The organism is Rothia sp. P100 (assembly GCF_023712425.1).
Lineage (GTDB): Bacteria > Actinomycetota > Actinomycetes > Actinomycetales > Micrococcaceae > Rothia > Rothia endophytica.
In genome coordinates, this window is sequence record NZ_JAMAYG010000015.1 from 1 (window position 1) to 405 (window position 405).

At 34.6% G+C, this 405-nt stretch carries 1 protein-coding gene; it reads right to left on the reverse strand.

What is annotated here, in order from left to right; genetic code table 11:
• The coding region (locus tag M3668_RS10970) for an ATP-binding cassette domain-containing protein (protein WP_353055981.1) at window positions 1-405 on the reverse strand (405 nt) is incomplete at its 3' end.

Genomic DNA, 405 nt, shown 5'->3' on the forward strand with positions numbered 1-405 from the left:
TAAATGAATCAATAAATCTAATATTTGTGTTTGAATTGACATGTCGAGTGAACTAATGGCTTCATCAAACAAAATATATTTAGGGTTAATACATATTGCACGCGCAATCGCAACACGTTGCGCCTCTCCACCTGATAACATATTAGGATATTTATCCATGTATGCCTTAGATAGACCGACTTCTTCCAACAATGTAATTGCTTGGACTTCCATAACTTCTTTAGGTTGTCCATCACATTGACACATCACTTCAAATAAGATTTCTCTAACAGTCTGAAATGGATGTAATGATGACGTATAATCTTGAAATACAGCACCAATTTGATGACGTCTCACTTTCTTCTTATGCATCGGTTGATCATTTAAGGTTACACAACCTTTATCCGGTTTCTCAATACATAATAT